This window comes from Mesorhizobium sp. CA6, assembly GCF_020165035.1.
Taxonomy (GTDB): Bacteria; Pseudomonadota; Alphaproteobacteria; order Rhizobiales; family Rhizobiaceae; genus Mesorhizobium.
This window is the reverse complement of record NZ_JAIUHI010000001.1, coordinates 380,295-405,555: the sequence shown is the minus strand read 5'-3', so window position 1 is coordinate 405,555 and position 25,261 is coordinate 380,295. Positions and strand designations below refer to the sequence as shown.

General features: G+C 62.6%; 19 protein-coding genes. 12 read left to right on the top strand and 7 right to left on the bottom strand.

The genetic code is table 11. The features are described from left to right. The first annotated feature begins 99 nt into the window (after positions 1-99). The 3 genes from LB526_RS01830 to LB526_RS29680 all read left to right on the top strand — a co-directional run bounded on the left by LB526_RS01830 (position 100) and on the right by LB526_RS29680 (position 6,234). A complete protein-coding gene (locus tag LB526_RS01830) occupies positions 100-4,536 on the top strand; it encodes an RHS repeat-associated core domain-containing protein (RefSeq protein WP_224625847.1) in 4,437 nt (1,478 codons plus the stop codon). Positions 4,537-4,697: 161 nt separating this feature from the next. Beyond that, positions 4,698-5,177, top strand: coding sequence for a tetratricopeptide repeat protein (locus tag LB526_RS01825; protein WP_224625845.1), 480 nt, complete (start codon positions 4,698-4,700; stop codon positions 5,175-5,177). Positions 5,178-5,997: 820 nt separating this feature from the next. Continuing rightward, positions 5,998-6,234: a MucR family transcriptional regulator gene (locus LB526_RS29680; protein ID WP_318013246.1), complete on the top strand. Its 237-nt coding sequence runs from the start codon at positions 5,998-6,000 to the stop codon at positions 6,232-6,234. Between the two features lie 116 nt (positions 6,235-6,350). Here the strand turns inward: LB526_RS29680 and LB526_RS01810 are convergent, their stop codons facing one another. After that, positions 6,351-6,599 carry a helix-turn-helix domain-containing protein gene (locus tag LB526_RS01810; RefSeq protein WP_224625843.1) on the bottom strand — a complete coding sequence of 83 codons (249 nt, stop codon included), beginning with the start codon at positions 6,597-6,599 and terminating at the stop codon, positions 6,351-6,353. Between the two features lie 136 nt (positions 6,600-6,735). Between LB526_RS01810 and LB526_RS01805 the strand changes: the two genes are divergently transcribed. The 3 genes from LB526_RS01805 (at position 6,736) to LB526_RS01795 (ending at position 9,576) form a co-directional block, all read left to right on the top strand. After that, entirely contained in the window at positions 6,736-7,362 is a 627-nt protein-coding gene (locus LB526_RS01805) for a hypothetical protein (RefSeq protein ID WP_224625842.1), read from the top strand. Positions 7,363-7,630: 268 nt separating this feature from the next. Continuing rightward, positions 7,631-7,903 (top strand): hypothetical protein, encoded by a 273-nt coding sequence (locus LB526_RS01800; protein WP_224625840.1) that lies wholly within the window; start codon positions 7,631-7,633, stop codon positions 7,901-7,903. Further along, positions 7,900-9,576: a recombinase family protein gene (locus LB526_RS01795; RefSeq protein WP_224625837.1), complete on the top strand. Its 1,677-nt coding sequence runs from the start codon at positions 7,900-7,902 to the stop codon at positions 9,574-9,576. Before LB526_RS01800 ends, LB526_RS01795 begins: the two co-directional genes overlap by 4 nt. A 334-nt stretch (positions 9,577-9,910) precedes the next feature. On the opposite strand, the gene LB526_RS01790 is transcribed toward LB526_RS01795, so the two are convergent. Further along, positions 9,911-11,029: an NAD(P)/FAD-dependent oxidoreductase gene (locus LB526_RS01790; RefSeq protein ID WP_224625836.1), complete on the bottom strand. Its 1,119-nt coding sequence runs from the start codon at positions 11,027-11,029 to the stop codon at positions 9,911-9,913. A 118-nt stretch (positions 11,030-11,147) separates the two neighbouring features. Between LB526_RS01790 and LB526_RS01785 the strand changes: the two genes are divergently transcribed. The 5 genes from LB526_RS01785 to LB526_RS01765 all read left to right on the top strand — a co-directional run bounded on the left by LB526_RS01785 (position 11,148) and on the right by LB526_RS01765 (position 17,874). Continuing rightward, positions 11,148-12,053 (top strand): LysR family transcriptional regulator, encoded by a 906-nt coding sequence (locus LB526_RS01785; protein ID WP_224551614.1) that lies wholly within the window; start codon positions 11,148-11,150, stop codon positions 12,051-12,053. 89 nt (positions 12,054-12,142) lie between these two features. Next, the gene (locus LB526_RS01780) at positions 12,143-14,221 is read left to right on the top strand and encodes a hydantoinase/oxoprolinase family protein (protein WP_224625833.1); all 2,079 of its coding nucleotides are present in this window, start codon (positions 12,143-12,145) and stop codon (positions 14,219-14,221) included. A 4-nt stretch (positions 14,222-14,225) separates the two neighbouring features. Further along, positions 14,226-16,211: a hydantoinase B/oxoprolinase family protein gene (locus LB526_RS01775; protein ID WP_224551618.1), complete on the top strand. Its 1,986-nt coding sequence runs from the start codon at positions 14,226-14,228 to the stop codon at positions 16,209-16,211. Then, complete coding sequence (locus LB526_RS01770; protein ID WP_224532832.1) at positions 16,208-16,510, top strand: (2Fe-2S)-binding protein; 303 nt, start codon at positions 16,208-16,210, stop codon at positions 16,508-16,510. The genes LB526_RS01775 and LB526_RS01770 overlap by 4 nt, the downstream gene beginning before the upstream one ends. Continuing rightward, complete coding sequence (locus LB526_RS01765) at positions 16,507-17,874, top strand: NAD(P)/FAD-dependent oxidoreductase (protein ID WP_224625831.1); 1,368 nt, start codon at positions 16,507-16,509, stop codon at positions 17,872-17,874. The genes LB526_RS01770 and LB526_RS01765 overlap by 4 nt, the downstream gene beginning before the upstream one ends. 26 nt (positions 17,875-17,900) lie before the next feature. Here LB526_RS01765 and LB526_RS01760 read toward each other — a convergent pair whose 3' ends face one another. Further along, the gene (locus LB526_RS01760; RefSeq protein WP_224625829.1) at positions 17,901-19,226 is read right to left on the bottom strand and encodes an NAD(P)/FAD-dependent oxidoreductase; all 1,326 of its coding nucleotides are present in this window, start codon (positions 19,224-19,226) and stop codon (positions 17,901-17,903) included. Positions 19,227-19,450: 224 nt separating this feature from the next. On the opposite strand from LB526_RS01760, the gene LB526_RS01755 reads away from it, so the two are divergent. Then, positions 19,451-19,927, top strand: a complete 477-nt coding sequence (locus tag LB526_RS01755) for an Lrp/AsnC family transcriptional regulator (protein WP_140541160.1) — start codon at positions 19,451-19,453, stop codon at positions 19,925-19,927. 183 nt (positions 19,928-20,110) lie between these two features. Here LB526_RS01755 and LB526_RS01750 read toward each other — a convergent pair whose 3' ends face one another. The 4 genes from LB526_RS01750 to LB526_RS01735 all read right to left on the bottom strand — a co-directional run bounded on the left by LB526_RS01750 (position 20,111) and on the right by LB526_RS01735 (position 25,257). After that, on the bottom strand, positions 20,111-21,766 hold the full coding sequence (locus tag LB526_RS01750) for an ABC transporter ATP-binding protein (RefSeq protein ID WP_224543069.1): 1,656 nt from the start codon (positions 21,764-21,766) through the stop codon (positions 20,111-20,113). After that, positions 21,763-22,614 (bottom strand): ABC transporter permease, encoded by an 852-nt coding sequence (locus tag LB526_RS01745; RefSeq protein ID WP_140841411.1) that lies wholly within the window; start codon positions 22,612-22,614, stop codon positions 21,763-21,765. The genes LB526_RS01750 and LB526_RS01745 overlap by 4 nt, the downstream gene beginning before the upstream one ends. Further along, the gene (locus LB526_RS01740) at positions 22,611-23,561 is read right to left on the bottom strand and encodes an ABC transporter permease (RefSeq protein WP_224543068.1); all 951 of its coding nucleotides are present in this window, start codon (positions 23,559-23,561) and stop codon (positions 22,611-22,613) included. Before LB526_RS01740 ends, LB526_RS01745 begins: the two co-directional genes overlap by 4 nt. Before the next feature lie 85 nt (positions 23,562-23,646). Beyond that, positions 23,647-25,257 (bottom strand): ABC transporter substrate-binding protein, encoded by a 1,611-nt coding sequence (locus LB526_RS01735; protein ID WP_224543067.1) that lies wholly within the window; start codon positions 25,255-25,257, stop codon positions 23,647-23,649. Between the last annotated feature and the right edge of the window lie 4 nt (positions 25,258-25,261).

Below are 25,261 nucleotides of genomic sequence, written 5' to 3'. Positions count from 1 at the left end.
CTGGTCCCGACAGCCCCGACGAGCGAAGCAGACGATGACGCCCTTGCGCAAGCGCTGTCCGAGTTTCGCCAAAGCAGCGATGCTTCTAGGTTGCGAGGCTTGGAAGAGTTCGTCACCAGACACCCGTCGTCCCCCTGGGCGGCGGCGGTATGGACCAATCTCGGTCTTTCGTACCTGCATGAAGGTTATTTCTCCCGCGCGACCGAAGCTTGGCGCCAAGCGTGGGAGTCAGGAAAATCGGCGACGGCTCCTCAGGCCAGGGCGTTGGTCGATCGTGCCGTGGCCGAGCTTGCGCAACTCTATGCAAACTTGGGCCAGAACGACAAACTCGCGGCGCTGTTTGATGAGGTCGGCGGTCGGCCGATTACGGGCTCGGCTACGGAAGCATTCCAAAATGCGCGCGAAGAACTGGATTTGGCCGCCAAAGACCCAAGGCACTTGTTCATTTGCGGCCCGCTGGCCCTTCAGCAGTTGCTGTTAGCCACAAACGTTAGCTTCGAAAAGGCCGACGGGCTCCAATGGTACAGGGCCGGTCCAAGCGGCACGAGCCTGGCAGAGGTGGCCGGGCTCGCAACCAAGGCGGGTTTCGCCCATCGGCTGATCTTGCGCAAGCCGGGGCAGGAGGTGCCCGTTCCATCCATCATGCATTGGAAGGTTGGTCATTTTGCAGCGATCGTTGGCCAAGCCAACGGGCGGTTCCATATCAGGGACTCGGTCTTTGCCGGATCTGATCTTTGGGTAACGCAAGCGGCACTTGATGCTGAAGCGAGCGGTTACTTCCTCATTCCTTCGGCTCTCTCGATAGACAGCCGCTGGAGGGCGGTGGATACGAAAGAGGCATCCGCAATCTGGGGAAGGGGACCCACAAACGGACCGCGACCTGGCGATCCAGGCGATCCTCTTGCAAATGGCGGTGGAGGACCTGGTGGACCCGGCGGGCCGGGTGGACCTGGCGGGCCGGGTGGACCTGGCGGGCCGGGTGGACCTGGCGGGCCGGGTGGACCTGGCGGGCCAGGTGGACCTGGCGGACCGGGCGGACCGGGCGGGCCGGGCGGACCTGGCGGACCTAGCGGTATTACCACCGGCAAAGAGGGACCCGGACCTTGTCCGCTATGTGGCTACAACATCAAGGAATCGAGCGTCAGCGTATTCCTTTCGGATACCCCTGTCGGATACACGCCACCGATTGGCCCCTCCGCCAAAGTGAGCATAAGCTACAATCAGAGAGAAGACAGTCAGCCGGCGAACTTCAATTTCTTCAACCTCAGTCCCAAATGGACGATCAACTGGCTCGCTTATGTCACTGACGACCCGACCAACCCCGGTGCGAACGTATCTCGATATATGCAGGGTGGTGGCGCATTCTACTACCTGGGATACGAACCAAACGCGGGTACGTTTGCTGCGCAGGATGATGACGGCTCGATCCTCGTCCGTGCGTCCGGGTCGCCAGTCTCCTACCGCCGCCAGTTGAGGGATGGAAGCACCGAGATCTACGCGCAGTCGGACGGCGCTGCAGCTTACCCCCGCAGAATATTCCTGAGCCAGGTCGTCGACCCGCAAGGGAATGCAGTAACACTGAACTACGATGGCCAGCAGCGACTGATTTCGCTTACCGATGCGGTCGGCCGGCTCACCACGTTTACCTACGGCCGGCTGGGCACGCCCCTGTTGATCACGAGGATTACGGACCCGTTCGGCCGCAGCGCGACCCTCTCGTATGATGCCAATGGACGGCTGAGCTCGATTACCGACATTATCGGCCTGACTTCAAGCTTCACCTATGACGCGAATTCGCTCGTCAACGCTTTGACCACCCCTTATGGCACGACGGCCTTTGCCTATACGGCGCCCGGGACCAGCAGTCCGCCTCGCTTTGTCGATGTCACAGACCCGCTTGGGTATCATGAGCGCGAAGAATGGGTGGAGCCTTCCGCGATTCCCAACAGCGAACCGGCAGGTTCCGTGCCGCAAGGCATGGCGGTGACGAACAACTACCTGACCTACCGCAACAGCTTCCACTGGGACAAGGACGCTTATGTCGCGGCTGGGTGCACACCTGCCGGCGGGTGCGACTACACCAAAGCCCGGGTGACGCATTTTGTGCACATGCCGAATACCTCGATCAAGGGCACTGCGATCGAGAGCGTCAAGTATCCGCTCGAGAACCGCATCTGGTTCAACTACCCCGGGCAGACCAGCAGCATTTATGGGGGAACCTTCAGTCGCCCAACGGCGATCGGCCGCGTCCTCGATGACGGCACGACGCAGCTCAGCAAGTTTTCTTACGACGAAGGTGGTTTCTTCAACATAACCCAAGTCGTTGATCCGATTGGCCGCACAACATCGTACGCGTATTCCAACCAGGTGGACCTGGCCGCGATCAGCCAGAAGACCCAGGCAGGCGTCCGGACGACGATCGCGCAATACACATACAACAATCAGCATCGCCCGGTGTTCTACACCGACGCCGCAGGTCAGACCTGGCGCTATACATACAACTCCGCGGGCCAGATGACCTCGTCAGTAGACCCGTTAGGGCACACGACAACCTATCATTACGACGCCTCGGCTAATCTGACGTCCATTACCAATGCCAACAACGCCACTGCGGCAACCTACACCTATGACGGGTTCGATCGCGTACGCACCTATACCGATTCCGAAGGGTGGACTGCCACCTATGACTATGATGCTGCGGACCGGTTGACAAAAGTCACTTATCCGGACAGCACGGTAGATCTTTACACCTACGACAAGCTTGACCTGGTCGTTTACACAGATCGTCTGAACCGGCTGTGGCGCTACGCGTACGACGTCAATCGACGCATGACGAAAGTCACAGATCCGTTAAGTGGCGAGACGCTGCTCGGTTATGACGGTCAAGACCAGATTGCTAGCCTCACCGATCCAAAGACGAACACCACCACCTGGACCTATGACGCGCAAGGGCGGCTGAAGGAAAAGACCTACGCCGACAGCAGCACCGTCACCTACACCTACGAGAGTACTACGAGCCGCCTGAAATCTATTCTCGATGCATCAGCACAGACCAAGCAATACAGCTACGCCAAGGATGACAGGCTAAGCGGCGTCACTTACCTCAATGCCGTGCATCCGACACCGAACGCGGGCTTCGTGTACGACACCTTCTTCCCGCGTTTGGCGTCAATGACGGATGGCACCGGGACGACACTGTACAGCTATTTCTCACCTTTCCATCAAGGGGCTCTGCAGCTTCAGCAAGAAAGCGGGCCGCTACCAAGCAGCACCATGAGCTACGGATATGATGAATTAGGTCGACTAACGTCGCGCACTGTCGCCGGCGCCGGTGCTGAAAGCTTCGGCTATGACGCCATCGGTCGTTTGATGAGCCATTCGACTGATCTCGGGGCGTTTGCACTCAGCTACTTTGGCCAAACCGGGCAAATAACAAACCGCCAGCTTGCAAGCTCCACGCTGTCGACCACCTGGTCATATCTGCCCAACTCTGGCGATCGGCGACTTGCTGGGATCAGCAATGTCGGACTGTCGGCGGGTCAGTATTCGATCTATAATTACACCACTACGCCAGAGAACTTCATTACAGCGGTCGCGGAGACCAGCGACGCCGCCACCGGCTATCCCGCCGCTGGAACTCAAACCGCATCCTACAACAACCTCAATCAGTTGATCGATCTCAATGGACAATTGCTGACGTGGGACACCAACGGCAACCTCGTCTCAGACGGCCAACGGAATTACACATGGGATGCGGAGAATAGACTGATCAGCATCAGCTATCCGGCCGAACCTGGCAAAGCGACGAACTTTGCCTATGACGCACTCGGCCGACGCACATCGATCACTAGCACGCCGGCCGGCGGCGGTTCTTCGGCCGTCACCTCATATATCTGGTGCGGCAGTTCGATTTGCCAAGCGCGTGATGCGGCAAACGCGGTGACCCGCGAGTACCTCGCCGAGGGCGAGTATGTCCCTGGAGCATTGCCTCAAACCTACTACTACGGCATCGATCAGATTGGCTCGGTCCGCCGCGTCTTCGCCAGCACGACCAACGCCCCGGCATACGGCTACGATCCCTACGGGGTGGCTCTACAGGCCACCGCTCCGCTCACAGACTTCACTTACGCCGGTATGTTCCACAATGCCGACAGCGGATTATATCTTACGCTTTTCCGCGGCTATGATGCGGAAGTCGGACGGTGGCTCTCACGCGATCCGATTGGCGAAGCTGCCGTTCTGAGTCCACGGGGTTTGGGCGGTCCATTGTCGGACTTGGTCAATTTGGGAGCCGTAGACCAGTTCAGTCTCTACACTTACGTTGCTGAGAATCCTATTAGTTGGATTGACCCACTAGGACTCGCAAGAACATGTGGCGAAAAAATCCGAAGCTTTTGCGCTGGGTTAATGGCTTTATGCTCGCAATATGTAGTCGGAGACCCTGGTGGCAACACGGCAGATCCCGCCCCCGAACCACCGATTATCGAAATTAACCCGACTTCCGCTGGTCAAGGTTCCCGAAAGAGACGACAATAGAATTGGAAGATCGGAAACTGTGGAACATAACAATGTCGAATCAAAGTCCGTGGGAAAGAGAGCCGGACCTCCCCGCGTTGCAACGCGCATACGACATGATCCCACGAGATGAGGTGGCTGCAGTCACCAAGCTAGTCGACTTGGCGAACCAGGGTTCTCTGATGAGCCTTGTCTACCTCGGCAATTTGTATCGGCGCGGGCAAGGGAGCATTTCCCCAGATCTTGGTGAGGCGGAGCGTTGGTTCAGAAAGGCTGCAGATGAGGGATTGTTGGTAGGAATATTTCATCTGGCTATTCTATATATGAACCAGGAAAGATTTGTTGAATCGGAGGCCCTTCTTAAAGAGGGTTCCGGCAGAGGGTATTCACCTGCTACCTATTGGCTTGGGCGTCTATATTGGAGGGGCCCAAGCTTCATGCGTGATCTTTCGGAGGCGCGCATGCTACTGGAGAGAGCTGCTGCCAAGGGGCATATTTGGGCAAGCAGAGACTTGGCGCGCGGCTATGCAAACGGTGAGTTTGGATTTAAACCTTTAAGAGGCGCCAGATTTTTTTTGCGAGGCGCTATTCAATTCATGCGAGTGTACCAGTCTGATCCGAAAAGTCAGCGCCTGCGGCGCGACGGCGCTTGGGTAGAGTGAGCCTCGACCTGAAGGTAGGTCTCAGGTGCGCATTCAACGAGACGGCAATGATTCAGGCACGGGAACGGGATTCAGTCTGAAAGTCAGGCTCTTTAAGTCCCAACAATGGTCCCCTTCGGAAGAACTCCATCGCAGAACGGCTGCTGGTTGTGTCAGTTGTCGTCCAACCGACGGGCAAGGCGAACCCCTGGTCCTCCACCATTCTCCGGAATGAATTCGATTCCTGCTGCCTCGAAGGCGGTACGAATAGCCTGAAGGGTTTGGATTTGAGACGATCGCCCTGTTCCAGATGGGTAATTGTTTGTGTTGCGACGTGCGCCACTTCGGCTAGTTCACGTATGCCCCAGCCAAGAGCTGCTTGAGCCATCCTGCACTGGTTGCGTATATTTCATCACGGTGTGATGGTTCTTGCTGCCCGCTCACGGGGATGGACAATCCTTACCTGATGATACAAAGCGCCTTAGGGCGGGCAGGGAAGATGAAGACTACAAGGAAGACTTGTCGGTCATGCCACCCCAATCAACTCTGTCCTCTTTCATTCCAACACCTTGGCAAGTGCTGAAACCGCTAGGTAGCATTTGTCCGCAATTGCCCATACAACGCGCGGGAATCCTATCCAGAAGCGAATACTTGCGCAAACGAAGCCCAGGCGGTCAATCTGGTTGAGCTGAGTGCTGACATTGTCTCCGCCTATGTCAGCAAGAATCCGTCGCCGGACTGCCTGATCTGACTGCTTCAATTCATTCGTCCTTGGCAGGCATCGGCAGACATCTTCGTCGAAGAACCGAAGCTGGAGCCGGTAGTCAATCCGAAGCGATCGGTGTACCCCGACTATATCGTCTGCCTTGAGGATGGGAAGAAGTTCAAATCACTGAAGCGCCATCTCGGGGTGAAGTGGGCGCTGAAGCCTGATCATCCCATGGTGGCGCCGAACTATGCAGCCCAACGATCAGTCCTTGGGAAATCGAGCGGGCTTGGCCGCAAGACGGTCGTCGCCTGCAAAGAAATCAGCACGTCGGAAGGCTTGATTTCGTTATCCCAGAGCGAACCTGTTTGACAGTATCGTCAGCTCCGATGGCTCGAACAAAGCCTCTGCGTCCAGCATGAAGCGCGAAGCTGCCTCTCGCCCGCTACGGCGCCCGTTGAATGGCGCGCGGGCGAGCGGCAGCTTCTCTATTCGTCAAGCTCAGACTTCGATCTCTGCGGATCAGCAGAGGGTCGTTTTAGTAATTCCGCGACATCGACGCCCAGCACTTCGGCCAGCCGGTCAACGACATCGATGCTCGCGTTGTACACGTTGCGTTCCAACGCACTGATATAGGTGCGATCGATCCCGGCCTGGTGCGCAAGCTCTTCCTGTGACAGGCCTCTAGCCCGCCGCAGGGCTCTTAGGTTTTGCGCGAACGCTTCTCGGATTTCCATGAATCCGACACCAGCGACCTTGCAGAGTATTTCACCACGGAGTATTCTCTACAACTCACATTCGGAGAACTGGGCTTCCTAGATTGGTTTTGAACCCACTCAGCAGGAGACTTGTCCCACGGAAGGAGATCAAACTGTGGCAGCGAAAAAGCCGACTGTTCTCGCCGCAAGCCGCAACGACCCGGAATTGCAACCGGCAGCCCTATGCGATCCCGCGCTTCTGCTTTTGAGCGATTGGCGAATGGCTCGGTACACCTCCATGCTACTATGCCGTGTTCAGCAGCGGCTGGAGAGCCAAATCGTGGTCAATCCCGGAATTCAGGGATTGACCGCAGATTCACCAACGCGAGTCCAAGGCCGAACGGCACGTGTTCTCGGTGACCCACGGGAGTATGCGGTTGCGCGGGAGGCCGAGATCTTTGCGATGACCGAAGCTCTTAGGCTTCAAGATTCTATCCCTGACATCGCCGCAACGTCGCTCGTCGGCGTCATCGCCAAGTTGGAAATGATCGTTGGCGCTGATCGAGATATTGGTGATCCAACCGACTTCCCGTGGCCGCACATAGCCTCCGTACTGCGTGACTTGAAGGCCATCGCAGGAGGTTTGCCGTTTGGTCGCCGGAGCCGGGCAAGGACGCGGAGTGATGTTGCCAGGCATTGGGAGTCCGCAGTCAAGCTGGTCGCAGCGCTGGAAGAGGAAGGCGCGGCAGAACGCCGGGGGCGATGTGGCGGTCTACTGACTCGCCTCCTGAAATATCCTTGAGTCGCACGCGATATCGAATATCAACAGCCGGGAATTATCGAGAGGCGGCGGACAGATTGCGACGGTTCGCGTCCCACTGATGGTTCGGCCGGATAGCAGCATCGGGATATTCCCACTTGTCGCCTGCAGCCCGATCTCGACAATTGAGACGAAACCGCACGGCGCAAGTCATTGCACGCTGTGGCCCTACGACATGAACTTCATGCTTTTCTTCGCAGTCCGAAGGACTCTGATGGCAGGTCGATCCACCATGGGGAGAGCGACCGCGATGGCAAAGGAAACCAGGACTGAGCCGCAGGCGTTGGTTCCGGCGAACGACAACGGCGACCTCGTCAGCCCCGAGGGTCGCCCTGAAAACGTGGCAGCCAAGCTGGATCGGGTGGTGCTGGATATCGCCCAGTTGATCGGCCGGCGGCTGGCGCGGGAGGCATTCGAGGCGGGGTTGGCGGCCAACGACAATCGGCCGGACCCCCGAGAGGGAGAGGGGAGGGGGCCAGAGGGCAAACCCTCTCGGAACAAGAAGGAGGATCTGCCGCCATGACCCGTGCCGCAATCTACGCCCGCTATTCTTCCGACAGCCAGCGGGACGCCTCGATCGAGGATCAGTTCCGGCTATGTCGCGAGCAGGCGGTGCGTGAGGGCTGGAGCGTGCCGGGAACCTATCAGGATGCGGCGATCTCCGGCGCCAGCACAGTGCTGCGGCCGGGCATCCAGCATTTGATCCGCGATGCGCAGCGCGGCCGCTTCGAGGTGGTGATGGCCGAGGCGCTCGATCGCATCAGCCGCGACCAGGCAGACGTCGCCACCCTCTTCAAGCATCTTAAATTCGCTGGCGTTGCCATCGTCACCTTGGCGGAAGGTGAGATCAGCGAGCTGCATGTCGGCCTCAAGGGCACGATGAATGCCCTCTTCCTCAAGGACCTTGCCCTCAAGACCCATCGCGGCCTGCGGGGTAGGGTGGAGAAAGGCAAGGCCGGAGGCGGCCTGTGCTACGGCTACCGGGTGGTGAAGAACCTCGACGCCGAAGGCGAGCCTGTTCGCGGCGACCGCGAGATCGTGGAGGAGGAAGCGACCATCGTGCGCCGCATCTTCCGCGAATTTGCTGCCGGCAAGAGCCCGAAGGCGATCGCCGTCGACCTCAACAAGGAGGGCGTTCCTGGTCCGCTCGGTCGACACTGGGGCGATACCAGCGTGCGCGGGCATGTCATCCGGGGAACCGGCGTCATCAACAATGAGCTCTATACCGGCGTGCTGGTTTGGAACCGCCTGCGTTACGTCAAGGATCCGGCCACCGGCAAACGCGTGTCCCGGGCTAATCCGCCAGCCAAATTGATCCGCACCGAGGTGCCGCATCTCAGGATCGTCGAGAACGAATTGTGGCAGGCCGTGAAGGAGAGACAGAAATCCATCGCCAGCCAGTTCGAGGCGGTGGCGATCGCTACGCGCAAGGCCCGAGCGAGGAAGCTGCACACCATGAAGCGGCCGGTCTCCCTCCTCTCTGGCCTGCTCACCTGCGGCTGCTGTGGCGGGCGCTATGGCCTGTTTACGCGCGAGCGTTATGCCTGCCTGAACCACCAGCGCCGCGGCATCTGCGACAACGGCCGCACTATCACCCGCGAGAAGATCGAGCAGCGCGTCCTCGCCGGCCTGAAGGAAAGGCTGGTCTCGGCCGATGCCGTGGCCGAGGCGATCAGAGCCTTTGCCCAGGAGACCAACCGCCTCAACCAGGAGCGTCGCGCGCAAGGCGAGCAGGACCGCAAGGCCCTCGACAAGATCGAGCGCGCCATCGCCGGCATTATGGCCGCGATCGAGGATGGCCTTTACCAACCTTCGATGAAAGCGAGAATGGAAGACCTGGAGCGGCAGAAGGCGGAGATCACTGCGCGTCTGGCAGTGGCGCCAACTGACGTTCCCGACCTGCATCCCAACATCGCCACTCTTTACAGCAGGCGGGTCGAGCAACTCACGCAAGCGCTCGCTGACCACGAGGACGGACGTCCTGCCGCCGAGGCGTTGCGGTCGTTGATCGGAGAGATCGTGCTCACGCCCGGCGACAAGCGCGGCGAGGTGCATGCCGAGCTACGTGGCGAGCTGTTCGGCATCCTCGAACTCGCCAAACCTGACCAAAACCAAGAGTCTGACGGTGTTATGACAAAAGGGGTTGCGGGTCCCCGCAACCAACCTACTTGCGATGCTATATGCTCTGCCTCGTGATGCGGCCGACGTCTTAATCCAAGTGCCTAAAATGAGGTTCGCCGGACCACACAAAATCATACGAAGGACATGAATTGGCGAACCACCCCGCAAGCTATTGATCTTCATTGGTAAAGGCCGTCCCTCAGCGACTAACAAGATCGTTATTCGCCAATGGGTTGCGAAGCAGTTCGCCAAAGTCGATTCAAGAAGCTGATCCAGCCACTCGACGACCTTATTATCTTCTCTGAATGGCAGCTTTGCGCTGATATCGGCCGCCGCGTAGGCTCTGGCGTTTCCCAAAAACGGTCATTGCTAGTGGCCTGGGGACGCCAATCGCAATCGATTCGCTTCGTCAGGCTGCGCGGGCGAAGCGGTCGATCCTGAAATCGTCGAGCGGCGTTTCGCAGCGGCCGGTCATCATAAGCTCGGCCATGGCGTCGCCCACGCCCGGGCCGAGCTGGAAGCCATGCCCGCAGAAACCGAAGGCATGGAACAAGCCCGGCGTCGTCATTGAGCGTCCCATGACCGGCAGCATGTCGCGCACATAGCCCTCGCAGCCCGACCATGTGCGAATGACCGCGACCCGCGCGATCGCCGGCAACAGCCGCGCGACTGCGTGCAATTGCACCGGAAGGCGCATGGGATCGGCGGTTGCGTAACCGGGATCGAGGTCCACCGCCACCCGCTCGGCCGCGCCGCCGAAGACGATGTTGCCGCGTTCGACCTGACGCAGATAGGCGCCATGATCCTTGTCGCGCGTCCAGATGCCGACCACCGGCAGGATTCGGTGCGACAACGGCTCGGTCACGCCCATCTGCGGGCCACGCGCGTCCAGCGGCACCTGTTCGCCGAACTGCGCGGCGACGCGCGCGCCCCAGGCGCCGGCGGCGTTGAGCAGGCACTCCGCGGCGAACGCACCTTTCGAAGTGTTGACAAGGAAGCCGGAGCCAGTGCGCTTCGTCGTCTCGACTTCGGCGTCCTGGACGATTTCCGCGCCGAGCTTACGGGCGGCTTCGGCAAAGGCCGGCGCGATCAGCCGCGGATTGCCGCTGCCGTCATGCGGCGAGAACGACGCCGCGATCGCCTCAGGACCGAGGCCGCGAAACCGGGAGCGGATTTCGCGCGGGGTCAGTTCCTCCAGCTCGAGCCCCCACGGTCGTGCCGCCTGAGCGTAGGCCCGCATGTCGGCAAGACTTCCCTCATCGAAGATCAGTCGGATGTGACCGGTGGCCCGGAATTCCACGTCGCGGCCAAGCATTTTTTCGGCCTCGCCCCAGAGCGTGAGCGAACGATTGGCAAGCGGCAGCTGGGACAAATGGCGGCCGGTGCGCCGGATGTTGCCGAACGAAGCGATGGTCGCCCCGCTGCCGATCCGGTTGCGCTCGATCAGCGTCACGCGCGCGCCTCGCCGGGCGAGGAAATAGGCCGAAGCCGTCCCTATCAGGCCGCCGCCCAGCACGATCACATCCATAGTCATTCCTTAGCGAAGAGCAGCTGATCCTTGGATGCATCCATCTTGTCGGCGCCGCGGCATTGCGTCAAAGATGGGTTTGGACGGAAGTCATAAGCTCGACCTATGGAGTTGGGATTTGCGGGCCCGGCAGCTCGAAGTGTTCATCGCCGTCATGCGCGCAAGCACCGTGACCGCCGCGGCGCGGATGCTGAACATCTCGCAGCCCGCGCTCAGCCAGATACTGCTTCATACCGAGGACGAGCTTGGCTTCACCCTGTTCGAACGGGTCAAAGGCCGGCTGCGGCCGACGCCTGAGGCGCTCGAGATCTTCGCCGATGCCGAGCGGCTGTCGGCGGGACTGGACGGTTTGCGCCGCAAGACTACCGACCTGCGTCTCGGGCGGACCGGGCTGGTGCGGGTCGCGGCTTCGCCACCGCCGGCCATGGCGATATTGCCGCGCGCCTTCACCGCATTCCGGACGCAGCATCCGGACATTTTGCTGCGTTCCCATAGCGCCCCGATCGCCGCGATCGTCGACATGCTGCGCGCCGGCGATGCCAGCCTCGGCGTAGCCATGGACGACCGGCTGCCTCCCGATATCGAGGCGGAGATGATCGGCAGCGTCGGCTTCGCCTGCCTGCTGCCTGCCGGGCATTCACTGCAGAAGAAAACGGAGCTGACGCTCGCCGACCTGGCCGGGGAGGAGCTGATATCCTATCGCGGCAATACCCGCCCCGCTGACGAACTGGCCCACGCTGCCCGCGCGCAAGGCGTGGCGCTTTCACCATCGCTAGAGATCGACGTCTCTATTTCCGCGATCGGTTTCGTCCAGGCCGGCCTGGGTATCGGCCTGGTCGACGCGCTGCTGCCCTGGCACCAGTTCGCCGGCCTTGCTGTCAGGCCATTGGCGGCCGGACCGGAATTTCCGATCGCGCTGCTCACGTCGCGTGCCCGGGCCCTGTCGCGCGCCGACGAGATGATGCGCGACGAAATCCGTACGGCCTGTTCCGCCGTTCTCGGTGAGCATCGCGCCAAGGCATAAGCAGGACTTATATCCTTCCCCCTCATCCATCTTGGACGTTGATCGTCCGCTCGTGCGAGTTTTGGTCGGCAGACAGGAAGGGACGCATCATGGACGGTGCCATCGTGGCGGACGAGGCGCAGAACGAAGCCGACTGGAAGGTCGGCGTCGATATCGGCGGAACGTTCATTGACTTCTGCGCGCTGGAGACCCGTTCCGGCCGGGTCGCCTCGCTGAAGGTGCTGACGACGCCGGACCATCCGGGCGCCGAGCTGATGGCGGGGCTCGCCCTCCTGGCGGAACGTGAAGGCTTCGATCCCATCCATATGACGCGCTTCGTGCACGGCACGACCGTCGGCATCAATACCATCATCCAGCGCAAGGGCGCCCCGCTCGCGCTGTTCACCAATGCCGGCTTCGAGGACGTGATCGAGCTCGCGCGGCTGCGAATGCCGGACATGTATTCGCTGTTCTGCGCGCGGCCGGACCCGCTGATCTCGCGCGACATGGTGTTCGGCATTCCGGCCCGCATGCGTGCCGATGGCAGTGAAACTCAGGCACCCGACATCGCCGTCGTCGAACGGGCGGTTGCGGCTGCGAAAGCAGGCGGAGCGCAAGGGATTATCGTGTCCTTCCTCCATGCCTGGCGCAACGCCGCGCAGGAAGCCTCGGTCAAGGCCGCGATCGCCCGCCTGGCACCGGACGTCTTCGTCTTCACCTCTGCCGAAGTGTGGCCGGTCATCCGCGAGTATGAACGCAGCTCGACTGCCATTCTCAATGGCTATGTCCATCCGCGCGTCTCGGGCTATCTGACAGCGCTGGAAGAGCGGCTGAGGAGCTGCGGTGTGCCGGCGCGCCCGATGCTGACGAAATCGAATGGTGGGCTGATGAACGCCGCCGAAGGCAAGCGCGCATGCGTGAACATGCTTTTGTCGGGAACGGCTTCCGGCGTCATCGGCGCCTCGTGGCTGGCGCGTCAAGCCGGCGAAGACAAGATCCTTACCCTCGACATCGGTGGGACGTCGGCCGACTTCGCGCTGATCATAGACGGCGAGGCGCAGTTCGGCACCGGCGAGCTAATCGGCGAATTCCCGCTCCACATTCCATCCGTGTCGGTGAGCTCGATCGGCGTCGGCGGCGGCTCGATCGCCAGCGTCGATGCGCAAGGCGTGCTGCGAGTCGGGCCGGAATCGGCTGGCTCGGCACCGGGACCGGCATGCTACGGCCGCGGCGGCGAACGGGCGACGGTGACTGACGCCATGGTGGTGTGCGGATGGCTCGGCCACAGCGAGATGGCCTATGGCCAGCTCCGGATCGATACTGGATTGGCGCATCGCGCGGTCGGCGAGCTTGCCGCCCGGCTCGCCCGCACGATCGAGCAGACCGCGCAGGCAATCCTCGATATCGCGGTGTCGGAAATGTTCGTCGAGGTCGAGAAACTCGCCTCGCGCGCTGGTGTCGACCTGCGCGATTTCACGCTGATGCCATTCGGCGGCGGCGGCCCGATGCTCGGCGCCTTCCTCGCCCGCGAACTCGGCATGAAACGGGTGATGGCGCCGCGCCGCCCCGGCGTGGTCTCGGCACTCGGCGGGTTGGTGGCGGATCTGCGCGGCGATTTTATCCGCACGATCTTCAGCCCGCTGTCCGCAGCGTCGCTTCCCGCCATCCGCGAGGCCTTCGAAGCGCTTGCGGGTGAGGGGCGTCATTGGCTCGCAGAGCAGGGGCATGACGCGGCCGCGGAACTCAACCTCTTCTGCGACATGCGCTATGTCGGGCAGAGCTATGAGATCGAAGTCGTCCTTTCGCCGCAATGGCTGGCGGATGGCGATATGGCCGCCATCGTACGGGCTTTTCACCTCACCCATCAGCAGCTCTACGATTTTCACGATCCGGACGGCGATATTGAGCTGGTGAACATCCGGCTGTCCGCCATAGGCGCAGGGCCGAAGCTTTCCTTCCCGCAAACCGATGAGGTCGACGCCCCAGCCAATCCGGCGCGCCGGCTCCCGGTCTATACGGGCCTCGGCGTCGAGACCGTCGACCTTCACGACCGCCAGACCCTCATGCCTGGCAGCACGTTCCATGGGCCTGCCGTGGTCGTTCAGGAAGACACCACATTTGCGATCCCCGCGGGAGCGCAGGCACGGGTCGACCGCCATCTAAATCTTCTGCTGACCTTCCCGGAGTGACGCCATGTTTGACCGGACAAACCTGCAGGTTCTGGCGAACCATGCCCGCGCGGCGGCCGAGAATATGGCCCACACGCTGCACCGCACCGCGCACTCCGCCTTCGTCAAGGAGACGCAGGATTTCACCGTGATGCTGATGAACCGGTCGGGTGCGACCTTCGCTGTGCCGATGGAACTCGGCGCGACCTGGTATCCGGGGCTTTCTTATCACCGCGCCATTGCGATGGTCGGCGATTACCGGCCGGGCGATGTTGCGTTCACCAACGATCCCTATTCCGGCCACGTCGCCACGCATGCGCCCGACACGCATCTGTGGAAGCCGGTCTTCGTCGACGGCGAGATCGTCGCCTGGACCGGCGGGCACATCCACAACACCGACATGGGCGGGGCGGTGCCGGCCTCGCTCAGCCGGGCGCTGACCGAAATCCATCAGGAAGGCATCCGCTTCCCGCCGATGAAGCTGGTGCGGGAGGGCGTCTTCGACGAGACCATCCTGCGGATCATGAGCACCAATGTGCGCAAGCCCGACCTCAACATCGGCGACATCAAGGCACTGGTCGGCGCGCTCAACACCGGCGAGCGCAAGATCCAGGCGATGGTGCGGAAGTTCGGCAAGGCCGGCTTCGTCGAAGGCGTTTCCGCGCTTCTCGACCAGGCGGAGGCGCAGGCGCGGGACGTGCTGCGCGCCATGCCCGACGGCACATGGGAATTCGCCGACTATGCCGACGAGGATTCGGTCGAAGCCAATCCCTGCCGGCTGAAGCTGAGGCTGACGATCAAGGGCGACGAGGCGGTGCTCGACTTCACCGGCTCCGACCCGCAGCTCGGCTCATCTCTCAACGTACCCTCGGGCGGCGACCCGCGTCACACCATGCTGCTGGTGGGCGTCTATTACGTGCTCTATACGCTCAACCCGAAGCTCCTGCTCAACACGGGTCTCACGCGGCCCTTCACCTGCATCACGCCGCAGGGTTCGGTGCTGAACCCGGTCCATCCCGCGGCCGTCGGCATGCGCTCGCTCACCTGCGCCCGGCTGCGCTCTGTCATTTTCGGCGCCTTCTCGCAGGCGGTGCCGGAGCGCCTGCCCGCGGCGCCGGCCGGCAACAATTGCATCGTCAACGTCATGACCGTCGATGAGCGCACCAGCCGGACCGTCATCGCGGCGGTGAACCCGGTGGTGGGCGGCGGCGGGGCGATGCCGCATCGCGACGGCACGAACGGCTCGGGGGCGGATGCCGCCTATCTCAAGAACACGCCGATCGAGATCACCGAGACCGAGACGCCGGTCGAATTCGTCAGATATGGCCTCGCCAAGGACAGCGGCGGCGCCGGGCGCTGGCGCGGCGGGCTGGCAACAGAAATGGCCTTCCGTGTCTTCGCCCCCGATTCCAGGATCACTGCGCGCAACCGCGACCGCAGCTTCTTCCGACCCTGGGGCGTGCTGGGCGGCAAGGCGGCCGGTCTCTCGGACATGGTCGTCAATCCAGGGACCGAGCACGAGCGGCGGCTGGGCAACATCGACACGGCGGTATTGCAGCCCGGTGACGTGCTGGAAATCCGCTCGGCCGGGGGCGGTGGGCGCGGCGATCCCTATCAGCGCGAGCCGTGGAAGGTCGCGCAGGACGTGCGGCGCGGCTATGTATCGGCGGCGGCGGCCGAGCGCGACTACGGTGTCGTCCTGCGCGCTGGCGAGGTCGACGAGGAGGCGACGGAGCAGCAGCGCGCGCGGCGCAAGCCCCCTGTCGGCCATTTCCATTTCGGCCCCGAGCGCGACGGCTACGAAGCGCAGTGGACACCGGCGGCCTATGACCGCCTCCAGGCCTTCCTGGACGCCTTGCCGATCCACTGGCGATTCTTCGCCAAGACCGAGATCTTCCGCCGCATGAAGGGACGCTCCGGGCCGGAAGGCGTTCAGGCGGCCTTCGATGCGGTCTGCGAGCGGTTCCCCGAACTGCCGCGTCCTCGTCCGATACGGGAGGCTGCGGAATGATCACGGGCGGCCGCATCGTCCGGCTGGCGGAGCGGGACCGGGCAGAGGTGCATTTCCTTCTCGACAATGAGAGGCGCGGCGCGCTCGCGGGCGACACCGTGCTGACCGCCATGCTGGCGTCAGGACACGCCTTGCGGAATTCCGAGTTCGGATCGGAGCCACGCGCAGGCTTCTGCCTTATGGGTGCCTGCCAGGATTGCTGGGTCTGGCAAGAGGAGGGACCGCGCCTGCGCGCGTGCACAACCCTGATAGCCGAGGGTATGCGACTGCGCACGACGCCGTCGGAGAAGTGGCCGTGAGCGATGTTGCCTCGCCGCGCATCGTGATCGTGGGTGCCGGCCCTGCCGGTATCAGGGCTGCGGCGACGCTAGTCGATGCTGGCTTCCATCCGATTGTGATCGACGAGGGGCAGCGCGCAGGCGGCCAGATCTATCGCCGCCCGCCAGCCGGGTTTACCCGCACGCCGCAGCAGCTCTATGGATCGGAGGCGGCCAAGGCCCGCGCCCTGCATTCGCTTTTCGACCGGCTGGTCGAAGAGCGGCGGCTCACCCATCGCGCAAGCAGTTCGGTCATCGCCGCGCATCAGGGGATGCTGCACGTATTGGCAGAGCACGGCGTGCAGATGATCGGCTATGACCGCCTGATCCTGGCCACCGGCGCGTCCGACCGTATCGCTCCCGTTCCGGGCTGGCAGAACGCTGGCGTCTACAGCCTGGGTGCTGCGCAGATCGCGCTCAAGGCGCAGGGCGTGGCGCTCGGGCGACGGATCGTCCTTATGGGATCCGGGCCTTTGCTGACCCTGGTTGGGGCCCAACTCGTCAAGGCTGGCGCGGATGTGGTGGCGGTGCTCGACACCTCCCCCTGGCGCCAGCAACTGCGAGGCCTGTGGGATCTTGCCGCTCGGCCAGCCGTCGCGTTGCGCGGTTTGGTTATGCGGGCGCGGCTTGGTGGCCGCTACCATGCGGGCGTGACGCTCGAACGGATCGAGGCCAACGGGTCGGGGGTGGTGGTGGTGCGCTGGCGCGACGCTGGCGAAAGGCAGCACCTCACGTCATGCGACATGGTGGGCATGGGCTGGCACTTACGGGCCGAGACGCATCTCGCCGATCTGGCGGGATGCACCTTCGCCTATGACGAACAGTGGCGGCAATGGCTGCCGAAGGCCGACCAGGTGGGGCGGGCCGGCAACGGCGTTTATCTTGCAGGCGACGGGGTTCGCCTGCTCGGGGCTGATGGGGCCGAGATCGCGGGGCGCCTCGCGGCGGCAGCCTGCCTTGCCGATCTGGGACATCCGATGCCTTCCGTCGGCGCCGAGCTGCTCAAGCTTAAGCGGCTCAAGCGCTTTGCACGCGGCCTGGCCATCGCCTTTCCGTGGCCGGAGGCGATGGCCCGGGCACTCCCCGGCGATGCGATCGTCTGCCGCTGCGAGAACGTGACCGCAGGAAGCATACGTGAGAGCGTGGAGCGTGGCGGCGGCGACGCCAACAGGGTGAAATCGCTTTCGCGCGTCGGCATGGGGCGCTGCCAAGGGCGCTACTGCCAATTGGCCGCCGTCGAACTCGTCGCGGCGAAGGCTGGTTGCAACCCCGGCGCCGTCGGCCGGTTTCGCGGACAGGCGCCTGTGCGGCCCGCGCCTGTCGGCGCTTTTCTCCAGGAGGGCTGATGCGAGTGCGAAAGTCGTGGCGAGCCTTAGAAATCGGCGACCTTACCCCAGGACGAAGCATCGAAGCGCCGCGGATCGTAGGATTTCGGGTCGACAATCGGCTCCGAGCCGGTGACGAGATCGGCCACCAGGTGTCCGGCGCCGGATCCTATGCCGAAGCCGTGTCCCGAAAATCCGGCAGCCAGGAAGAAACCTGGAACGGCATCAATCTCGCCGATCGCGGGCACGCCGTCCGGCGTGCTGTCGATATAGCCGGCCCAGGCCGCGCTGATCCTTGTCTGGCGCAGCGCCGGCAACAGCTCGAGCGCGCGGGCGTGGGTCAGGCGGATGGTCGCCCGGTCCGGGACCGGATCGAGAATGCGCATGCGCTCCATCGGCGTCGGTTGGTCGAGCCGCCAAAGCTTGAGCGTTTCGTGCCCAGAACGAACACCCTGCAGGTCGCCGGGCGCAAGGCTGCGCCACCGCTTCAGGAACATCGGCACGAAGTGCGACGAGAAGCGCAGCTGCTGCGGCGTCACGTCGACGCGGCCGCGTCCGCTGATTGCGAGTGTGTAGCCGCCATTGCCACGATGCGTGACGGAAATCTTTGCCGTGTGCAGCGCGTCCGGCAGGCCTTCGGCGCCGGGCGAGACGGAGAGGATCGAAGAGCGGATCGACGCCTGCGGAAAGCGGAAGCCGAATTGCCGGCAAAAGGAGGACGCCCAGGCGCCGCCAGCCAGGACCGCCACCTTGGTCCGGATCGTTCCGTTTTCCGTGACAACGGCGCTCAGGCGTCCACCCTCGGTTTCGATACCGCGCGCGGCGCAATTTTGCAGCACCGTGCCGCCCAGCTTCAGGATGGCGCGGGCGACCGCTGGCGCGGCTCGCGATGGATCAGCGGTGCCGTCGCTCGGCGAGAAGACGCCGCCCTTCCATGGTCGGCCTGTTGCGCGGCCCCGCTCACTGGCCTCGGCGCCGTCGAGCATAAGCGTGGTGACGCCGGCCGTTCTGGCGAAGTCGCGCCAGCGCGCCCACCTGGCCAGTTCCGCCTCGTCATTGCTGAGGTAGAGCAGGCCGCAGCGGCGAAAGCCGGTGTCCTCCCCGCTGTCCGCCACGAAACGCTCCCACAGATCGAGGCTGCGTGTCGCCATCGGCAGTTCACGGGCGTCACGGTTCTGCTGGCGGCACCAGCCCCAGTTGCGGCAGGACTGCTCGGCGCCGATGCGCCCCTTTTCGACGAGCACGACCTTCATGCCGCGCCGCGCCAGGTAATAGGCCGCAAAGACGCCGACGATGCCGCCGCCGATGACCACCGCGTCCGCGGATTGCGGCAGTTCGCGCGAAGTCTGAATTTGCTGCAGCGGTGCGCGCATGATTATCTCCGCCATGGGGCTTCAATCTACCGCGCTGCGCAGGCAGGCGCTGCTGCAGTTGAGAGCGAGGCAGAATTTTATTCCGGCAATCCGGTTGAATTCGGAAGCCGATGCGCTTCAAAGCGGTGTCCGATCCGATGGACAGGCCGTTGGGCTGTGCTAGTGTCGCTGGGTATTGGCAGCACGGCATTTTGTGCTGTGGCATGCGTTCCGTGGAGACGGCCATGAAGCTGGATCGGATCGACATCAAGATCCTGCACGAACTGCAGAAGAACGGCCGCATCACCAATGTCGAACTGGCCGAGCTGGTGCATCTGTCGCCGAGCCCATGCCTGATGCGGGTGAAAAAGCTCCAGTCGGAAGGCTACATCGAGGGCTATTCCGCACAGGTCAATATCGGCAAGCTCGGCCAGACGCTGACGGTGTTCACTGAGATCACATTGAAGAACCACCGCCAGGTCGACTTCGCCCGCTTTCTCGCCGTGGTGGAGAAGATCGACCAGGTCATAGAATGCCACCTTGTCTCAGGCGGCTACGACTATCTGATGAAATTCATGACCGCCGGCATCAGCGAGTATCAGACGATCATGGAACGGCTGACCGACATGGACATCGGCATCGACAAGTATTTCAGTTTCGTGGTGCTGAAGTCGCCGATCGTCAAGGCGCACATGCCGCTGCCCAGCCTGTTTCCGATGTAGGCTCCGCGCTTCGTCGCTCTACGCGTTCGTTTCAAGCATTCCGGATGCAAAAAGCGTTGCAGGCTTCCAACATCAGGATGACGTTTGGTTGAATCGCCATCCTGATCTGATCTAACTTTTTATTGGAGCATGATCTTCTCCGAACCGGTTCCACCTTTCGGGATCATGCTCTAGAATTTGCTCTTAGCGGTGGCCGTACTGACTGACCAGCTCGGGGTCTCGGACGAGCCCGTCGAGCCAGGTCGGATCGAGCTTCGGCACGGAGGAGAACAGAAGCTTCGAATAGGGGTGGGTGGGCGCCTTCAGCTTGTCGGGCGTGATCTGCTCCACCCGCTCGCCATTGTACATCACCATGATCTCGTCGCAGATTGCCTCGACGACGGAGAGGTCGTGGCTGATGAAGATATAGGAAAGGCCAAGCTCGCGCTGCAGCTCCTTGAGCAGTTCGATCACCGCCGCTGCCACGACCGTGTCGAGCGCCGAGGTGATTTCATCGCAGATGATGAGCTTGGGTCCGGCCGCCAAGGCACGCGCAAAGTTCACCCGCTGCTTCTGGCCGCCCGAAAGTTCCGACGGACGACGATAGCGCAGTGCTCTCGGTAGGCGGACCATGTCGAGCAGTTCGTCGACGCGCTTCGAGCGCGCCTGCCGGTTCAGCCGGTGATAGAAGGCCAGCGGGCGGGAGATGATGTCCTCCACCGGCTTGGCCGGATTGAGCGCGGTATCGGCATACTGGAAAACGATCTGCATCTCGCGCAACTGGTCCTGGCTGCGTTTGCTTGCGGCGCGCTCCAGTTGCTTGCCTTCGAAGACGATGTCGCCGGCCGCCGCCGGATGGATGCCGGCGATGACGCGCGCGAGCGTCGATTTTCCGCAGCCGGATTCTCCGATGACGCCGAGATTGCGCCCTTTCTCGACGACCAGGCTGACGGTATCGACGGCCCGGATAAGCGGCAGTCCATCGTCCCGCAAAGCGCCATAGCCGGCCGTCACATTGTCGATGCGCAGCAACGGCTTCGCGCCGGCATCTGCGTCCGCATGCGCTTGCCGCGGCTTCGGCTCGAAGGCAGCCAGCAGTTCACGCGTGTAAGGATGCTGCGCGGCCGAAAGAATCTGAGGCGTGCTGCCGGTCTCCTGCACTTCGCCGCCCTTCAGCACCACGATGTGGTCGGCGATCTGGGCGACGACGGCGAGATCGTGGGAAACATACACGCCTGCTATCCCGCCAGCCCGCATCACCGACTTGAACGCCTTCAGCACGTCGATCTGCGTCGTCACATCGAGGGCCGTCGTCGGCTCGTCGAAGATGACCAGCTTGGGATCGCCGATAAGCGCCATGGCCGCCGATAGCCGCTGCAACTGGCCGCCGGAAACCTGGTGCGGATAGCGGGCGCCGATCCCTTCCGGATCCGGCAACGACAAGGCCCTGAACAGCTCGACAGCGCGCTTTCGCGCCTTCTCGAGAGGCATCAGCCTGTGGATGCGCGTAACCTCGATCACCTGCTCCATGATGGTCGCCGAGGGATTGAACGAGGCCGCGGCACTTTGTGGAACATAGGCAATGTCGGTGCCCCGCAGCTTGGCTCGCTGCTTTTCGGAAAGTGCGGCCATGTTCTTGCCGTTCACATTGATCTCGCCGCCGGTTATCCGGCAGCCGGGGCGTGTGTGCCCCATGAGCGAGAGCGCCACCGTCGTCTTGCCGGAGCCGCTCTCGCCGATCAGCGCGACGATCTCGCCGTCGGCAATGTCGAGGCTGATGCCCTTGATGATTTCGACGATCCGTCCGGAATCGGTCTTCGCCTCGATCCTCAGGTTCCTCACCTCGACGAGATTGGTCATGCGTCCCTGTCCCTGATCTTCTGCGGCAGGTTGTCGATCAGCAGGTTGACGCTGATGGTGAGGCTGGCGATCGCCAGCGAAGGTACGATGACTGCCGGCGCCGCGAACGGCAGGCCGCCGATGTTCTCACGCACCAGCGCGCCCCAGTCGGCCAGAGGCGGTTGCAGCCCGAGCCCGAGAAAGGACAGGCCGGAAAGCAGGAGCACGATGAAGACGAAGCGCAGGCCGAAATCGGCGAGCACCGGGCGGATAATGTTGGGAAGGACCTCCGAGCCGATGAGGTAGGCGGTGCTTTCGCCGCGCACGCGGGCGACGGTCATGAAGTCCATGGTGTTGATGTTGACGGCAAGCGCGCGGGCAAAACGGTAGGCGCCAGGGATATAGATCACCGCGAGCGTCAGGATCAGCACCGGGATCGACGAGCCGACCGCGGCAACGACGACGAGCCCGAATAGCTTGCTGGGGATGGAGTTCATGGCGTCGAGGAAGCGGCTGAGGCAGGTGTCGAACCACCCGCCGGTGACGGCCGCGACCATGCCGAGCACGACACCTGAAAAGCAGGCGATGAAGACGGCGGCAAGCGATATGCCCACGGTGTAGCGCGCGCCCATCAGCACCCGCGAGAGCATGTCGCGGCCGAGATAGTCCGAGCCCAGCCACAGGCCTTGGCGCATCGGGCCGAAATAGTCGTCATCGACGATGTCGCCGATCGGATGCGGGATGATGTAGGGCGCGAAGATGGCGATCAGCGTCCACGCCAGGATAACCAGCGAAGCCACGACGCCGACAAGATTGTAGCTGTGGCCGAGCAGAGATCGTCGGGAGGCTGCAGCGCGGGCCATCGTCATCTCAGCCTCGGATTGGACATGATGGCCACGATGTCCGCGGCCGTGATGAGCAGCAGATAGCCGAGGCAGAAGATCATCGCGCAGCTCTGGATCAGCGGCAGGTCGCGCGTCGCGACGGCATCGACCATCAGCTTGGCGATGCCGGGATAGTTGAAGATTGTCTCAACGATGATGACGCCGCCAACCAGATAGGACAGCGACAACGCAACCGCGTTGACGATCGGGCCGAGCGCATTGGGAAGCGCGTGCCTCAGCACCATGCGGCCGCGCGAAGCGCCCTTGAGAAGCGCCATCTCGGCGTAGGGCGTGGAGAGCGTTTCGATCACCGCGGCCCGCGTCATGCGTACCATCTGGGCGGAGATGACGAAGGTGAGCGTGATCACCGGCATCGCATAGATGCGCACCAAGTCGGTCAGCGAATGCGCCTCGTTGACGGAAGACAACGCCGGCAGCCATTTGAGATAGACCGCGAAGAGCAGGACCGCCAGCGTCGCGACCATGAACTCCGGCACCGAGATCACGCCGATCGAAAGCACGGTAACGGCGCGGTCATAGAGCGAGCCGCGCAGCATCGCGGCGGTGATGCCGAGCGTCAGCGCCAGCGGCACGGACAAGAGCGTTGTGATGGCGGCGAGCTTCATGGTGTTGACCAGACGGCCGCCGATCAGCACTGCCACCGGCATGTTGTTGGCATAGGACGTGCCGAGGTCGCCATGCAGCAGGCCGAGAAGCCAGCGCAGGAAGCGCAGGATCGCCGGATCGTTGAGGTGCATGGCCTCGCGCAGGCCGGCGACCGCTTCCGGTGTCGCCGCCTGGCCGAGCAGCATGGACGCGGTGTCGCCAGGCAGCATGCTGGTGGCGAAAAACACGGCGAACAGCACGATCAGAAGGGTGACGACCGCGATCCCCAGCCGCTTCACCACGAGGTTCAAAACCCCAGACGTCATGGAAGCGCTCCTGCGGTTGCGTTCGGCCGAAATATTGCTCGACGCGGTGCCGGAGGCCGGCTGACCGGCCCCCGGCAGGCGCCTCTCAGGCTTCGAGCCAGAGATACTCGGCCATTGCGTAGCCCATCATGCCACCAAGCGGGTTCGCTTCCAAACCCTTCACCTTGCTGGAGAGGGCATCGACGTTCGAGATATAGGCCGGGATGATGGTTCCCGCCTCCTCGGACACCATGGTCTGCATCTGGTCGTAGATCTCCTTGCGCTTGGCCTGGTCGAGGGAGCCGCGCGCCTCGACAAGCATCTTGTCGAACTTCTCCGACTTGTACTGGCTTTCGTTCCAGGGCGCATTCGATGCGTATAGCAGCGAAAACAGGATGTCCGGGGTCGGGCGCGGATTGATATTGCCGAAATGGACCGGCGCCTTGAGCCAGTAATTGTCCCAGTACCCGTCGGAGGGGACGCGCTGGACATCGAGCTTCATGCCGATATCCGCCCCGGCCGCCTGGATGATCACGGCCATGTCGATCGAGGAGGTGGCAGCGTCGGAGGCAATCACCGGGATGGACTGGCCGAGCACGCCTGCCTTCTGGAAGTGGAACTTCGCCTTGTCCGGATCGAAAGCCTTCGGCTTGAGGTCGGCATTGTGGAAGATGTTGGCCGGCGAGACCGGCTGGTCGTTGCCGATCTCTCCAAGGCCGCGCAATGCCGATTTGACGATCTGCTCGCGGTTGACGAGATATTTCATGCCGGCCACGAAGTCGGCCTTGCTGCCGGGGTCCATATCGAGCCGAATGTTGAGGTCGGTGTAGTTGCCCGAGGTCGTCTTCGACAATTCGAAACCCTGCTGGCCGCTGATGAGCTTCATCGCGCGCGGATTGATCGAGGCGGCGAAGCCGACATCGCCCGACAGAAGCGCGTTGACGCGCGCGCTGTCGTCGCTGATGGCGATGAACTCGAAGGAATCGAGATAAGGCTTGCCCGACTTCCAGTAGTTCTTGTTCTTGGTGACCACCGAGCGCACGCCCGGCTCGAAGGTCTCCAGCACGAAAGCGCCCGTGCCGTTGCCTTTGGAAAAGTCGGTGGTGCCGTCCCTTACGATCATGAAGTGATGGAGCGCCAGGATGGTCGGGAGGTCGGCGTTCGGGTCGGCGAGCGTGATTTCGACGGTCGACTTGTCGACAGACTTGAAGCCCGTCATCTGCGCGGCGATCTTGGCGACCTTGGAGCCGACTGCCTTGTCGAGGTGACGCTTCAGCGAGAAGACGACGTCGTCGGCGGTGAGGTCCTTGCCGTCATGGAACGTGACGCCCTTGCGCAGCTTCACCGTCCAGGTCTTGGCGTCCTTGCTGTCGATGCTTTCGGCCAGCTCCATCTGCGTCTTGCCATCCTTGTCGAGGAAGGTCAGGCGGTTATAGAGCGAGCAGCAGCGGACATAGTCGGTGGAGAGCGACGCCTTGGCCGGATCGAGCGTATCGGCCGTCGAGGACGACCAGCCGGCAGCCTTGAGGTGGCCGCCTGAGACTGGCGTGGCGGCGACGGCATTGGTGGCTCGGCCGAGCACAGCGCTTCCCGCGGCAAAGGCGGCGCCGCCTGCCAGCAGCATTTTGAGGAGTTCACGGCGGCTCGCGCCTCGCCGGATGGCGTTTTCGACCATCGCATCGTCTGCTCCGGTCCAGTTGGTGATCTTGTCGCTCATGTCA